The 14,125-nt window shown below is 41.7% G+C and carries 10 protein-coding genes; 3 read left to right on the forward strand and 7 right to left on the reverse strand.

All coding sequences use genetic code 11. The annotated features are described in order from the left end of the window. Positions 1 to 8 precede the first annotated feature (8 nt). Genes ACNOGP_RS09160 through ACNOGP_RS09170 form a run of 3 tightly spaced genes read left to right on the forward strand, consistent with a single transcriptional unit; the run spans position 9 to position 4,688 of the window. Positions 9 to 1,022 carry a hypothetical protein gene (locus ACNOGP_RS09160; protein ID WP_186966849.1) on the forward strand — a complete coding sequence of 338 codons (1,014 nt, stop codon included), beginning with the start codon at positions 9 to 11 and terminating at the stop codon, positions 1,020 to 1,022. A 31-nt stretch (positions 1,023 to 1,053) separates the two neighbouring features. Further along, positions 1,054 to 3,738 carry a hypothetical protein gene (locus ACNOGP_RS09165; protein ID WP_186966923.1) on the forward strand — a complete coding sequence of 895 codons (2,685 nt, stop codon included), beginning with the start codon at positions 1,054 to 1,056 and terminating at the stop codon, positions 3,736 to 3,738. A gap of 8 nt (positions 3,739 to 3,746) precedes the next feature. Continuing rightward, a complete protein-coding gene (locus ACNOGP_RS09170; protein ID WP_255508065.1) occupies positions 3,747 to 4,688 on the forward strand; it encodes a glycosyl hydrolase in 942 nt (313 codons plus the stop codon). A 556-nt stretch (positions 4,689 to 5,244) separates the two neighbouring features. Here the strand turns inward: ACNOGP_RS09170 and ACNOGP_RS09175 are convergent. The 7 genes from ACNOGP_RS09175 to ACNOGP_RS09205 form a co-directional block, all read right to left on the reverse strand. Beyond that, entirely contained in the window at positions 5,245 to 7,905 is a 2,661-nt protein-coding gene (locus tag ACNOGP_RS09175) for a TonB-dependent receptor plug domain-containing protein (RefSeq protein ID WP_418214615.1), read from the reverse strand. Positions 7,906 to 7,921: 16 nt separating this feature from the next. Then, positions 7,922 to 9,127 (reverse strand): ABC transporter permease, encoded by a 1,206-nt coding sequence (locus ACNOGP_RS09180; RefSeq protein ID WP_418214754.1) that lies wholly within the window; start codon positions 9,125 to 9,127, stop codon positions 7,922 to 7,924. A gap of 73 nt (positions 9,128 to 9,200) precedes the next feature. Next, a complete protein-coding gene (locus ACNOGP_RS09185) occupies positions 9,201 to 9,845 on the reverse strand; it encodes an ATP-binding cassette domain-containing protein (RefSeq protein ID WP_007757309.1) in 645 nt (214 codons plus the stop codon). A gap of 16 nt (positions 9,846 to 9,861) precedes the next feature. Further along, positions 9,862 to 11,409, reverse strand: a complete 1,548-nt coding sequence (locus tag ACNOGP_RS09190; protein WP_186966851.1) for a DUF4836 family protein — start codon at positions 11,407 to 11,409, stop codon at positions 9,862 to 9,864. A gap of 50 nt (positions 11,410 to 11,459) precedes the next feature. Then, the gene (locus tag ACNOGP_RS09195) at positions 11,460 to 12,158 is read right to left on the reverse strand and encodes a 16S rRNA (uracil(1498)-N(3))-methyltransferase (protein ID WP_186926867.1); all 699 of its coding nucleotides are present in this window, start codon (positions 12,156 to 12,158) and stop codon (positions 11,460 to 11,462) included. Positions 12,159 to 12,166: 8 nt separating this feature from the next. Continuing rightward, entirely contained in the window at positions 12,167 to 12,721 is a 555-nt protein-coding gene (locus ACNOGP_RS09200; RefSeq protein ID WP_143865431.1) for a bifunctional nuclease family protein, read from the reverse strand. Between the two features lie 17 nt (positions 12,722 to 12,738). Further along, positions 12,739 to 13,986: a nucleoside permease gene (locus ACNOGP_RS09205; protein WP_143865429.1), complete on the reverse strand. Its 1,248-nt coding sequence runs from the start codon at positions 13,984 to 13,986 to the stop codon at positions 12,739 to 12,741. Positions 13,987 to 14,125: the final 139 nt, after the last annotated feature.

A 14,125-nucleotide genomic window follows, 5' to 3' on the forward strand; every position in this document is an offset into this window, starting at 1 on the left:
GATAAGTTATGATAAGAAATAAATATTTATATGTTGTATTAGTTGTCATGTCGGTTCTGGCTAGTTGTTCGCCGGATGATAGGATGGGATTGGAGGAACCTATTCAGGACTTGAAAATTATTGTAATTCCGGGTGAAAAGCCTAATACATATACATTTAAGACAACCCCTGCCGATGTTATCGGATTTTGGGATTTAGGCAACGGAGTTGTTGCTGATGGTGTTAGTTCTGTGACAGGTGAGTTTCCTTTTCCCGGCAATTATTCTGTTACATTGAAAGCTTTTGGACAAGGCGGGCAAACTAATTCCGTTTCTATTGTACTTCCTGTGATAAAGAGCAATTATGATTTGCTGAGTGATCCGATTTATGAGAAATTGACAGGTGGTATTAATAATGAAAAGGGAAAGACTTGGGTAGTAGATTCTTTGCTTCCGGGACACCTTATCAAGAATCCTCAGAAGGGAGGAAATGGCGATTGGGCGGCTCAAATAGCAGGTCATCAGAATCGTGCAAATAATAAAACCGGTGGAGGTATGTATGATGATGAGATAACATTTAAGTTGACGGATACAGACGGACCTGCTTTTATTTACGAAAACAACGGCTCTAGTTGTGCGGCTTCTAATCCGATTGCAGCTGGAAATCCTAATGCAGGAGCCGGAATTTATTCTCTGTTGGTGAAAGATCCTGCATGGAAAACAACACGTGCGGATAAGATTTCTGCATTCTATCCGGGAGCGTCCGGAGATTATCTTGTACAGTGTACCCCTCCTGAGAAAATGACATGGACAATTCTAAAGGATGGTGCCGGTAATTACTCTTTGTTATTGCCGAAAACGGCAGATGGAAACGGTGGTTTTCTTTTCTATTTCACGGATTGGAGTGCCAATTATCAGATAAAATCAATAACGGATGATAAGATGGTAGTGTGGAAAAGCTGTTCGGATGGAGCTACCCGCCAGATTGTAATGATACGGAAAGGCTGGATTGATCCGGAAGCGGCAACAGAGCCTGCTAATTAAGTGAATGTTGACTATTAAAATTGTGATAGATATGAAAAATAATATACTGTTATATTTGTTGGGCCTTATCTTATTAGTGGGGTGTAACAAAGATGAAGAGAATAAGTATATATCCTTTGCGCTGGATACTGAACATAATAGCGTAGAAGGTAGTTTTGTGCAGGGAGCGGAATTATTGTCTAATTGTCAGGCTTCGATTTCTTATGTGAATGCAGTGGGTGGAACGGCTACATTTAGTTCGGAAGAGGTGAATGGAATCCGTATAGAGAAAACATCTTTAGCTTTGGACGATAAAGCCGGAACTGTAAAATTACGGATTATGGGTGTACCTGTGGAATTGGGTATTATGTATTTGCCGGTGTCGGTAGAATATATGGGTTATCAATATGAAACAACAGTATCTGTTGTAATCTTTGAAGATACAGATCCTTCCGGTAGTATTGAATTTAAAATGGAGGCTACCCCGATCACTAATATGAAGTCGACGGTTGAGATTCCATTTACAGTACTGCCTACTATGGCTGCGGTAACGGCCTCTGAACTTCAAGGGTTGAATGTGAAGATCACACAGGATTTGAATACCGGACAGGGTGTCGTTACATTGATTCCTAATGCTGAATTATTGTCAGGAACAGTAGAGATTACAGCCTCGTTCGGTGCACGTACACCGGTTGTAAAAGAAATCAGCGTAAATGCATTTAGTGAGGGAGCCGGTACGGTAGAATCGCCTTATCAGATTTCTGATGCCGACGGATTGAATAAGTTAAGGTTTGCTTTGGATAAAGCATTTATTCTCACGGATGATATAGAGGTAGAATCGAATTGGGCGCCGGTAGGAACATTAGAAACGCCGTTCGTTGGTGTTTTGAATGGAGATGGTCACCAGATAACTTATCATATTAATGCCCCTATAAATGACTCTCAGGCATTCTTCGGAGCAATAGGTACAGGAGCAGAAGTGAAGAATTTGAATTTCAGTGGTGAAGTGACCGGTCGTAATATTGTTGCCGGAGTAGCAGCTAGTAGTGTTGTGGCTCTAGAGAACTGTAATGCAGATAATGTACTGGTCAAAGGAGAAAATAATTTGGCAGTGTTGATTGCTTCCGGCGAGGAGAAAGATAGTCGTATATTGACAATTGGTAAGGATTTTCCGACATTGATTAATATTACACTAGGGGAAATGTCAGCAAGTGAATTACTTGATGTCCTTCCGTTGGATATATCTATAAATGTAGTTACAAATACGACAAATGCAGATATTTCTTACAGTTTCTCTGATGGAAAAATCACTGCTGATATTACTAATGGTGGCTTTGAGAATGGTGATATTACAATCGAACTGAAATTAGCGGAAACCGGAAGTGGATCTAATGTTATTTCTTTACCTAAGATTATCACTATTGCTTCAAAGAAGATGAATGAAGGTGGCGATGGTTCTGAATCTTCTCCATATATCGTAGCGGACGGAGAACAGTTGGCTGCAATGATGACAAATGCTCCTTCAAGCTATATTGTCTTACAGAATGATATTCAGCTGGCTGGAGAATGGGCGATGATAGGAGAATTTGCGGGTGATTTGGATGGTAAAGGATATACAGTAACAGGGTTGAAGATAAATGCAAAGGATGCTAATTCAGGATTTGTGAAAACTAATAAGGGAACCATCCACGATCTCAAATTTGTAGATGTAGATGTTGCTGCAACTAAGTCTTTCGGAACAATTGCCGGAATTAATCAAGGAACAGTTCGTGATATTGAAGTATCCGGAAAGATCGTTAGTACAAATACCGGTGATTTGTTGGGCGGTATTGTAGGTGATAACCTAGCGCAAGGTGTCATTGAAAACTGTTATGTAAATTTGGATATGACAGCTACTTGTGGTATGGTTGGTGGTATTGCCGGACGTAACAAGGGTACGGGCAGTGAAGCCATAGTACGTAATTGTACGTCGGAGGGAACTCTGACAGTCACCGGTTCCAAAACTCGTATTGCGGGTATTGTTGGACGTGGTGAGGGTCCCGACTTGATAAAAGGATGCCTTTCTTCAATGACAATTACTGCTACTACTTCTGGAGCTAATGGTGTTGGAGGTATCTTCGGAGCCAACAATAACAATGACATGAAGATTGAGGAATGTATGTTTACCGGAACCGTAAGGAGCGGGAATGATGTCGGAGGTATTGCCGGAGTAGGAGTTAATGTATTGAACTGTTTGGTTGAGAATGCTTCGGTAAGCAATACGGTGAGCGGCTCGAATGGTAATGCGGCAGGTATATGTGGTACTAATAAAAAGTATGCTACCAACTGTATTGTGCGTAATACCGATATATCCGGAATTGTTGGAACGAGTAAGGCTGTTACCGGAATTAATGGAAATTATCAGAACAATGGAACTACCAAAGGTTGTGTGGTAGAATCTACCACAATAAAAGGAGCCAAAGTGCAGCGTATTTCTGCTATCAATCCTGCAACTGTAAGTAGTAATCCGGGTGCTCCGTTAGCCGACAACTGGACATATAATGTCACACTCCTTGATGGAAACAATGAAGACATCAGTTCTTCCGCTATTGATGATGCGGCAGGGCTGGATGGTGGAACAGTTAGTCAGGCGCAGATGACGCAGTCATGGTATCAATCATTAGGCTTTGATATGAATGTTTGGGAATGGAAAGATGGCAAGCTGACCCTTAAGAATGTAGGTTATAAACGTAAATAAGAAGAACTATGAAAACAATAAATAAGATATTTACATTCATGTGCATACTGACTTTGTTCGGTGCTTGCACCAAAGATCAAATGATAACTGATCTTACGGATGAAGATGGAACTGTTACATCGTCTAATAAAGCAACTACCTATAAGCGTGGTTGTGGATTTAGCTTGGGAACAAGTACTGGACAATGGTGGGCGAATATTATAAATCTGAAAGCAAATTGGTATTATACATGGGGACTGACTGGATGTCAGGACCCATACGCTCCACAAAACGTGGAGTTCGTGCCGATGTTCTGGGGCCATACCAATGTCACTCAATCCAATATTGATATGGTAAATGATTTATATCGTCAGAAAAAGATATTCTATGTACTCGGCTTTAATGAACCCGATCTGAAAGAGGAGGGTAATATGAGTGTCGAACAGGCATTGGAAGATTGGAAGAAGCTTTCTGACGGACTTGATCCGGGTATTAAACTGGTAAGTCCTGCTGTCTCTTGGCCTGGAGCCGCATGGTTCAATGACTTTATGAAAGGGGTGCAAAGTCAGAATTTGCGGATGGATTATATTGCTCTACATATCTATATGGGACAATCTCCCCAGACATATTCAGACCAGGTTAAGAAGATATTCTCTACTTATGGTAAGAAAATCTGGATCACGGAGTTTGCCCCCAGAGATGATAGTGCCACTTCCGGACAGCCTGAAACCAACAAAGTTTCAGAAGAGTGGATTCGTAATAATTTTATAGAACCCGTGCTTACGGATTATGAGAATATGGATGAAGTGTTTCGGTATGCATGGTTTAGTGGAAGCCCGACAATGGCAGGCCTATGGACTTCAATGTTAGTTGATAAAGACGGTAAGTTGACTTCTTTGGGAGATTATTATGCAACAATTCATCCGAATGATGATGCTGCTCCTGCCAATGGAATGACAATGCCACAATGATGATGTATATGAAGAGTAACTGATTACTTTAATTCAAGTTGATTACTTTGACTCAAGATACAAGGTTTTTTATTCAGTTTTTATTGTCAATCTGTCAGGATAACAATTAATCCGCTGATTATCAGTGAAAATATAGCTGACAATAGATGCTGATAATAGGCTGACAATAGGAGATGATACTTTTATTGTCAGCCTGCTTTTTGTCTCTTTCCCAGGTGGATTGTTTGATAAATACGTGGTTATACGCTTTTGAGATACTGGAAGAATAAGGCTAAGCTGACGGTAAAGTAGTGTTGAAATGCCGGTATTATTCAGTTAGGGTGCCTTTATCTTTAACTCTCCACGACCGTGACGACTTCTCTCCACAGCCGTGGTAGCTTCTCTTCACAGCCGTGAGAAGATCTCTCCACGGTCGTGGTGAATTAACAATGTCGGTGTTTCAATGGAACAATACCGGCTTGATAAAACAGGGATAAAGGCACCTTAACACAATAGTGCTTGCTTGATAGGACAAGGATACCCTAATATAAAAGCTATTGAGGAGCTTGAACTGCTATCAATTGTTGATTGTTTGAACTATCCGGCATACCTTTCCGTTTTTGTCCACTCCCTCTATGGTTATATCTTCCGGTGCGGTACTGTCCGGAGTATAATATTCAATGGTTGCTTTTCCTTCTGCATTCAGTTGCAGTGCTGGATTCCAATAAATCGTACTTCTTAAATCCGAACGCTGTGCATTCTTCTTTTCAGGAGTATCGTAAGTGGGTTGATAGAATTCGACAGAATCGCTGTAGCCTAGCGGAGTGTATGTGATAATGCCTCGCGCGGGTCTTGCAGGAAGATCTTTGCCCTCTTTCAGTGTGATAACAATGGCGCCTGCCGCACCACGAGAACCTAATATGGCAGCGTCCGCTCCACGAAGAAGGCTCAGACTGGACATATCGCCAGTCTGTATCATAGTCAGGATATCATTGTCGTCTTCATACACAACGTCATCAATAACAATGACGGGTTGCTCGGGATTATTTCGGATATGTATCTCATTGCCGTTTGTCACACTGACTCCCGGAAGTCTGCTGACTGCATCGAAGGCTGTCTGTGCACCATAATTCTCCAATTTATCCCCTTCGATAGTGTAAGTGTTGATACCTCCTGTGTAGATACTCTCCGAACCGGGCTTTTTACGACTTCCCGTGACAAGTACTTCTTTCAGGTTATACACCCTCATACCTCCTTCCATATAGTATTGGTCACGTGTGTTGAGTAAATAGTCTTCCATAAAGGTTGCTGCTTCATTACGGAAAGGCGATTTTGGGGAGGCTGCCGGATATTTAGGAGTATCGATTTCTATGTCTACTCCGGCAAATCCCCTTTTGGTGCGTGCCTGTACGAGGAAAGTTGTACTATCTTTGAATGATGTATTCACGATAAATTCTCCTTTTTCGTCCGTAGTAGTGGTAGCAACAATCTTTTGTTTGGGAGCTAAGACACAGATAGGGCCTTTTTTCACATTACCTCCAAAGAACCCTTTGATTCGTCCACTGATCGTTTGCCCCTTTTCTATGTAGTTGGCTAGATTCAAAGAAGGTGGAGTTACTACATTTTTGATATGATGTCTGCGCCACCCGTGTGTCATCATTAAGAAGTCCAGGGTACGTAGAGTTCTGAGATCTTGGCGGAGAAAATAATATCCGGGATTTTCCACATAACCTTTCAGATCGGAAGTCAGAAGAAGGTTTGATACCATATTATCTGCTAGGGAATCCGGCCGGATACTTCTCCGATCGGTAATGCTGATAGAAAAACTTCCTTCTATGGGACTGCCGTTATGATCTTTAGCTGCGATTTGCAGAGATACCTTTTCTCTTTTTCCGTATGTCGGTTTGTCGGGAAGGATTTGCCACTGATGTGGATTACGGTCGGGGATGAAAACCAACCGCTCACTAAGCGCATTGCCCTGTTGGTCGATAAGCATAAAATGGGTGATACCGGCATGAAACAGGCTGTCATTCATTCTTCCGAAAGGTTTGCTCGCATTGATCGGTTGCAGAATAGCTAATTTGCCACGAGTATGTGCTATTAAGAATAACCTTTCAGGCCATTCGGTTGTACTTGTTTTCTGGATTTCATAACGTATCTCCTTTTTGTAGTGCGTCATAGAGAGGGTAATTCCTTGCTGTTCGACAGCGGGAAGATTGAATCGCTTGCTGATACCATCATCGGATTTGGCAATTACATAGTAGGAATTTCCATCACTTGGATTTAAGGTAAAAACTCCCATACCATCGTGCTCGGAACGAAAAACGGTCAAGGTGTCTCCTTGTGAGTTGAACAGGAAACCTTCTATTTCTTTTGACAGACCGTCCGCTCCCTGCGCTTTGAAAGCTATATTCTGGTGGGGGACAGCTAATAATGCACCGCCTTCCGGGAAGAATTTGATATCAAAATCTTTTGTGAATGAAGGCAGGTAGAAGGTTTTCTTATAGATGTATTGGGGATCGTCAAATTCTACTATGATCTGTCGGGTGGCGGCAGGTTTTAAATCCGGCAGGGAAATAGAAATAAGACCATGCTCGTCTGTCTTCCTCTTTCCTTTGTCTTCCACTTTGCCATTTTCGATATAACGGTAACGAATCGTTGTATTGTTGAACGTTTCCTGAGTATTGCTGGTAAATTTTATTTTAGCGGTGTAGTGTGTTTCATCTTCCTGTTGATATTCAATGGTGGAAACGATTGTATTATCAATCGAATTACCGATCTTCAGATTGTGAGAATAAAAGAATTCCGGTTCTTGGTTAAGCATCCAATTACTGTATCCTCGCAGGTAATAATCGCCTGCAGGGAGCGTGGGAGGAAGTGAGAAGGCATTATGGAATCCTAAGGAATCTCTGCGAATCTTTCTCCGTTCTATGATCGAGTCGGAACGATTGACAAGTTCTGTAATGATAAAGTTACTTTGTGTATTATCCTGATGTGTGACTGCATTTACCAAATACCCTTTAAACCATATTTTCTCCCCTGCTCCATAGAAAGGTTTATCCAGGTGCAGATATAGTTTTTCCTGAGGTACTTTTTCCAGCAGATTAAAATGGGCTATGATGGTATCTTGCATGTTTTGTGCAGATACGGTTACCGGTGCTGAGGAAATACACAACAGCATTCCGATGAGGAAAGCCATTGAACTTTGATTGATAGAAAACGTAGTCTTGCTTTTCATACTGTGTGCTTTACATTTACGACTTATGTGTCCAAATGGAAAAAATCTTCTTTCTGACTGTGAGTATATTGATTACAGATACAACGAGGAATAACAGAATTCCCATACTGACGGCTACCCATAATGAACCTGTTTCCAATTGCGGGAAAAGTAATTGGATACTGTTGAGGTAATAACCACGTAACCAGTAGACTAGTCCGATGGATAGGACAAGTACGACAATATTTAAACCTACCGTGAGTAATTGATAAGGCAATGCCACTCTGTTGGGACTATAACCGATTAATAATAAGCTTTCCAATTTTGTGGTGTTTTTCTGTAGTAACAAGAAGATACTTAGCATTAATATATAGAATGAGAGAATGCTGATAAATAAACCTACTCCCAATACTATTCCTACAATGAGGCGGAGAAAATAAGTGGTCTTTCCTGCATCCAGTTTTCCGTCTTCTGTTTCATATCCCTTTTTCTGGAAGTAACCTGCAATGGAAGAGTCGGCAGGGTTGTTGACTTCTATGATTAGTCGCGAAGGTTGTGCTTCTGCACCCGGAGCGAAGTTTTCGTTAGCCCATTTCATAAATGATTGCGGCACGAGAATGGTGTTCAGACGATTGGAAAAGCCGACAATGTTTCCTTTGTATTGTTCTACCCGTCCGTTGCCTCGCATCATTATGTCCATTTGGATAAGGCTCATCAATCCTTCCGAGAGCTTGGGCAGATTGCGGCTTTGGGCAAATCCGAAATTATACAGGTTCAGATAATTGCGGGGAATAATGATAGGGATTGTATGAGTGGATTCGTCAAAATGCCATTTGTCGAGTTTGATGTCGACAAATTCGTCAGGGACTGATTCGAAAAACATATCTGTGGAAAGGTGGATTCCTGCTTCCTGCATCCCTAATCCGGCTGATACTTTGAATTGTGAAGGAGTGAAAGCTCCTATTGTTTTAGTAAACGGCTGTTTTTTCAGGTCGGTGATGTCTTCGGCTGTGAATGTATTGCTTTTTCCTGCGAAAGCCCCCAGCGTGCTGATCTTCTTTGTAGCTATGATGAAATCTTTTTTCATAAAGCTGTCTCCTTCGGTGAATACCGGAATCACATCCTTATAGAATTGCATACTAAGCAATACAATCATCATTCCGAATAGGTTGGCCAAGAAGAAACCGGCCAGCTGGCCGATACTGATATGTTGGCGGAGGAGTTTCCAGACAAGAGCAGACATTTTGTTTACGATTTTACAGATTACAATTAACGGTTTGAAAGAGCGTGATAGTATTTTCTTATGAGACAGCTGGTCATAGTTGGAAGATGTGGTCGTAAGGTAAATCAATATGCTTGCCAATGGAAGTTGCGATGACTCCGGCTCCTTGCCTTTCAACTTCGGCTGTGATAATTTCTCCCATGATACGGCTGTTCTCATTGTCCAGATGGCTGATCGGCTCATCGAGGAAAAGAAAATCGAACGGTTGGCAGAGTGCACGGATAAAAGCAACGCGTTGCTGCTGTCCGAAAGACAGTTTACCGACTTTTACATTGATTTTATCTGCAATACCCAACTGCTCGAAGTATGCGAGAACTTCCTTCTTCTTTTTATATCCGGTAAGGTTGTTTTTCAGTTGTACGTTTTCGAGAGCGGTAAGTTCGGTAAAGATGCGCAAGTCTTGAAAAAGCATACTCAATGAATGTTTTCTCAAGTCTACCCATTGTTTCACGGAGTATGCTTTGATATTTGTTTCATCGAAATTGATAATCCCTTGATAATCGTTTCGATAGCCATAGATGTAACTGCACAACGAGGACTTACCGGTGCCGGAAGCTGCTTCAATCAGATACATTTTTCCTTTTCGGAAGAAAAGATCCTGATGCCATATATCCGAGACTATCGAATTACGGTCAGCAAACACTTGGGGAAGTGTTTGCTGTAAGTGAATACTATTCATACCGTTTGTTTACAGATTACATGCCGGCAAATTGCTTGGCAAAGTCAACGATTTGTTTAAGAGCATTGACATCTTTATCTTTCAGGCAAAGGTCGATTTCGCTGGTTTCACCTTCTGAACTGATAGATAGATAAGATACTTTGTTGGCTAATTCAAGGTAAGTCTTTACTTCCTTGCCTCCGAAACCTGTTATCATTTTAACAACGGGCAGATCGAGTATCGCTTCGGCATTGATAGCCATAAATACGGTTTTACCCTTCATGTCGGAAGCATAAGGAGTATCTTTGATGGACTTGTCTACTGCTTTGCCGACATTTTTGTAAAGTAACTCATCATTCGTCGCATACATTTGTTTATTCTTGATTCCATAGAATATATTCATGCTTTTTGTTTTGTAGACATATTCATCTTTTCCAAGTTCCAGAATGTCTTCACCTCTTTTCAGTCCCAACGACTGCTTGTTTTTATAAAGAGTTTCAAGTGCATTTCCATTTTTGACATCAGCGTATATCATAAAGGTCGGAGCACTGCTCATCGTGAAATTGATAAGGCCTCCGGAAACATCTCCATTGAATGAACTGAATAATTCTTTCACTTCGTCGGCTTTGGCAATGGATACCGTATTGCGGAATTCTTTATTTTCGCTTAGCAGATTATAAAGTCCTTCTCCTTTCACTCCTATATTGCAAAACATTAGTGTGGAAGCCGGGAAATATTTGACAAAAGTATTGTTGGCTTTCCCGAAAGATTCCATTTGCTTTTTCAGTAAAGCCTTTACAGCGTCGTTTTCGGTATAGTTCTCTGTCTTGAGGGCAATCTTGCCTTTCTCAAAATTCAATCCTCCCACAAGAGTAATATCTTCCGGTTTTACTTCGGCAGGTAGCCCCATGCTTACTTGATTGCGGTAATTGGAAGGAATGGCTGTCATGGATGCGAAGAAATTAATATCGTTTTTCTGCTTTTCCATTTTTTGGAAAGCTCCGGATTTTGCGATACTGTTCTCTGCTGTCTGTTTCATTAGAGTAACAATGCCTTCTTTGGCTTTTTCGGTCTGGGAAGCTCCGTTTACGTCGATGATCATCACAGTGAGGTTATTGAATACAAGCAAATCTCCGTTTGTTGTCGTAAAACTGTATTCATCGGCTTCGCTCACCGGCTGGCAGATCTGTTCTTTTGCCATTACATCCAATGAAGCATGCAAATTGTCTTCGTTGCTCACTTTTCCTACGATAGTGGGGTATGGGAAAGAAGAGGACGAGAATACATAGACCGGAGATTCCACGTCAATTCCCGATTCACTGGGGTTTTTCATAATCTTCTCCAATTGTTGGAAAGTAGCGGCGTTCATTCCACTCTTCAGTGCTTCCAGTATTTTTTGTTTGGCAGCTTCATTCTCTTTATCGTCCAATCCGGCTTTGCTTGCGAGGGATTTGAGGTTGATAGAAGCAACTACCGAAGCATCAGCCGGTATCACATTTGTGTACTCTGATGTCTTGGAACATGCTGCCAGAAAAACAATCAGTACTGCCAGTACCGAGAGTCGTGAAATCATTTTCTTTACCATACTTATGTTATTTAAAAGTTGTATAATCATCTATTCAGTCGATTGTTGTGTTATTGGTTTTGAAGATTCAATATATGACAGGCTGCCAAAGCGGCTGTCTCCGTACGAAGCCGTGATTTACCCAGACTGATTGGGACAAATCCTTGTTCAATGGCTTTCTTTACTTCCTCTTCGCTGAAGTCTCCTTCGGGACCTATCAGGACAAGCGCGTCTTCTCCGGGTTTGAGAATGTTTTTCAATAAAGGTTTGTCGCCTTCATAGCAATGTGCGATAAACTTCTGTCCTTTGAACTCACGGGTAATGAACTTATCAAAATCGGTCATTTCATTCAGTTTCGGCAATCGTGCTTTGAGTGATTGTTTGATAGCCGATATGAGAATCTTTTCGATTCGTTCGGTCTTGATAACTTTACGTTCCGAGAAACGGCAGTTGAGGAAGGTTAATTCGTCAAATCCTATTTCGGTAGCTTTCTCTGCAAACCATTCGTTACGGTCCATATTCTTTGTCGGTGCCATGGCAATGTGAAGATGACAAGGCCAGAGTGGTTCCTGAAATATGGTTTCCTTGATAGCCACCAGGCAACGTTTGTTGGTCGCTGCCGTAATTTCTGCTTTATAGAAGTTTCCCTCACCGTCGGTAAGGGTGATTTCATCTCCGATATTCAACCGTAAAACACGGATGCAATGTTGTGCTTCCTCATCGGGCAGTTCGTTACTTTTCTGTATATCGGGAGTATAAAAAACGTGCATAATGTTAATTACTGATTATTGTTTCTTGAATTAATCTGGTCCCGTATCCGGGCAGCCAGCTCGTAGTTCTCCTCTTTGATAGCCTGTTGCAATGCTTCTTCAAGAGATATTCCCTCATCATTTATCTGTCCGGAACGAGTTCTTTCTTCTCCCGACAGGTGCAGGCACTCTTGTTCAAGAATGGATTCATAGATAAGAATCGGGCAATCGGCACGTACAGCCAATGCTATCGCATCCGAAGTACGTGCGTCGATTCGTATAATCTCGTTGTCTTTTTTAAGATAGATATAGGAGTAGAAAATACCGTCTTTGGCTTTATAAATCAATACACGTATCAAGCTTGCCCCCAGTACGGTGAGGCTTGTAATGAATAAATCGTGTGTCAACGGACGGGGAGTTTTCACTCCTTTCAGGTATAAAGCGGTGGCTTGGGCTTCTGCCGGACCGATGATGATAGGCAATTGCCGCTCACCGTCCACTTCGCCTAACAGCATGGCAAATGCGCCTATCTGTGCCTGACTGTTTGTAATATTTATAACTTGTAATTCTACCTTTTTATCCATTGTTTTTTCTTACTTAATTAGTTTTGACTTTCTCGCTGGTGTTTGTATTTGAATACTAAAGCAAACAAAACACCTATAACGAGTGCATAAGCTGCAAATATCAGCCAAATATCTGTCCACTCGCGGCTTACCAGCCTGCCATCGGCATATACGGAGAATGCATCCACCACAGCGCCGCTGGCATATCCGCCGATAATCGCTCCCAATCCGTTGGTCATCATAAAGAATAGCCCCTGTGCGCTGGCACGAATGGAAGAATTGGTTTCTTGTTCAACAAACAATGAACCGGAAATGTTGAAGAAATCAAAGGCCATACCGTAAACAATCATAGAAAGGATGAGCATCCAAAGTCCGGAACCCGGATCTCCGAAGCCGAACAGTCCAAACCGGAATACCCAAGCGAACATACTGATCAGCATTACCTGTTTGATTCCGAAATGTCTCAGGAAGAAGGGGATAGCGAGAATGAATAATGTCTCGGACATTTGTGATATGGATAACAATATAACCGAATGTTTCACTCCAAAAGAGTCGGCAAATTCCGGAATGCCGGCAAAACTACTCAGGAAGAGATCTCCATAAGTGTTGGTGATTTGTAGTGCAGCTCCCAAGAGCATGGAGAATAGGAAGAAAATAGCCATTTTCTTTCTTTTGAATAACACCAATGCATCCAGTCCGAAAGCTGAAAGCCATGATTTGTTTTCAGATTTGGTAGGCAGGCAAGCCGGTAGGGTGAATGAATAAAGGCCGAGCAATAGTGCGGAAGCACCGCCTACATAAAGCTGCGCGCTCGAATTCTTGAAACCGGTAAGGTCTACCGCCCACATGGCACAGATAAAACCGATAGTTCCCCATACACGGATAGGAGGGAAGTCTTTGATCAGATCGCATTTATATTGCTCTAATGCATTGTATGAAACAGTATTGGCGAGTGATAGGGTAGGCATATATACCAGCAGATTAAGTAACATCGCCCAATACATATGATCGTAGTCCGTTGCTGTAGAGGCGTAGAAAAGGCAAGCGGCTCCTATGATATGGCAAAGTCCGTATAACCGTTCTGCATTAAACCATTTATCGGCTATGATACCGATGATACCGGGCATTACTAAAGAAGCGATTCCCATTGTGGCGAAAATGGCGCCGATCTGTCCACCTTCGAAGTGGAGTTCTCTGCCCATATAACCACCTAATGATATTAACCATGACCCCCATACAAAGAATTGCAGGAAGTTCATAATAATCAAACGAACTTTTATACTCATGACTTTTTAAATTTGTGTTTCTCTTTCTCGTTGATAGTTGATAATAGATGCAAATATAATATTTTCATTGGATAGGTGAACTAGTAATCGGAGAAAAAGGTACAAAAAAAAGAAGGCTATCTATCCCAGACAGCCAATC

This window comes from Bacteroides difficilis, from assembly GCF_048319815.1.
GTDB lineage: Bacteria > Bacteroidota > Bacteroidia > Bacteroidales > Bacteroidaceae > Bacteroides > Bacteroides zhangwenhongii.

Excerpts from the sequence above, each read along its gene's own strand:
- ACNOGP_RS09160 (WP_186966849.1), top strand. The coding sequence starts at position 9 with ATGATAAGAAATAAATATTTATATGTTGTATTAGTTGTCATGTCGGTT.
- ACNOGP_RS09165 (WP_186966923.1), top strand. The coding sequence starts at position 1,054 with ATGAAAAATAATATACTGTTATATTTGTTGGGCCTTATCTTATTAGTG.
- ACNOGP_RS09170 (WP_255508065.1), top strand. The coding sequence starts at position 3,747 with ATGAAAACAATAAATAAGATATTTACATTCATGTGCATACTGACTTTG.
- ACNOGP_RS09175 (WP_418214615.1), bottom strand. The coding sequence starts at position 7,905 with ATGAAAAGCAAGACTACGTTTTCTATCAATCAAAGTTCAATGGCTTTC.
- ACNOGP_RS09180 (WP_418214754.1), bottom strand. The coding sequence starts at position 9,127 with ATGTCTGCTCTTGTCTGGAAACTCCTCCGCCAACATATCAGTATCGGC.
- ACNOGP_RS09185 (WP_007757309.1), bottom strand. The coding sequence starts at position 9,845 with ATGAATAGTATTCACTTACAGCAAACACTTCCCCAAGTGTTTGCTGAC.
- ACNOGP_RS09190 (WP_186966851.1), bottom strand. The coding sequence starts at position 11,409 with ATGGTAAAGAAAATGATTTCACGACTCTCGGTACTGGCAGTACTGATT.
- ACNOGP_RS09195 (WP_186926867.1), bottom strand. The coding sequence starts at position 12,158 with ATGCACGTTTTTTATACTCCCGATATACAGAAAAGTAACGAACTGCCC.
- ACNOGP_RS09200 (WP_143865431.1), bottom strand. The coding sequence starts at position 12,721 with ATGGATAAAAAGGTAGAATTACAAGTTATAAATATTACAAACAGTCAG.
- ACNOGP_RS09205 (WP_143865429.1), bottom strand. The coding sequence starts at position 13,986 with ATGAGTATAAAAGTTCGTTTGATTATTATGAACTTCCTGCAATTCTTT.